This window comes from Limosilactobacillus vaginalis DSM 5837 = ATCC 49540 (assembly GCF_000159435.1).
GTDB classification, from domain to species: Bacteria; Bacillota; Bacilli; order Lactobacillales; family Lactobacillaceae; genus Limosilactobacillus; species Limosilactobacillus vaginalis.
The window spans coordinates 1-294 of sequence record NZ_GG693455.1; the positions used below are offsets into that span (position 1 = coordinate 1).

Annotated in this window: 1 protein-coding gene; it reads right to left on the reverse strand. The window is 27.9% G+C overall.

The features are described from left to right. On the reverse strand, window positions 1-294 hold a 294-nt coding region (locus HMPREF0549_RS09945), incomplete at both ends, for a restriction endonuclease subunit S domain-containing protein (RefSeq protein WP_003717993.1).

A 294-nucleotide genomic window follows, 5' to 3' on the forward strand; every position in this document is an offset into this window, starting at 1 on the left:
ACTTATTATCCAAAGTAAAATCATCAAAAATAATAGCACTACCTTTGTCATAAATATTGTGCTCATTAGTATATCCTAAAACAAAGCTTTTATTAGCTGTTAAAACTGGAATACCCTGCTTTAAGTAATCAGTATTTTTAACCATATATTTGTCTGGTCGTTCATAATTCAATAAGTGTTTAAACGTTACTTGAACCCAATTATCATTAAAATTATTAAATCTAATTACCGGAGATTCTTGATTCTTATTAGCTAAAGTATTGCGCATCATAGCCACTTTCAACTGCTTTAATT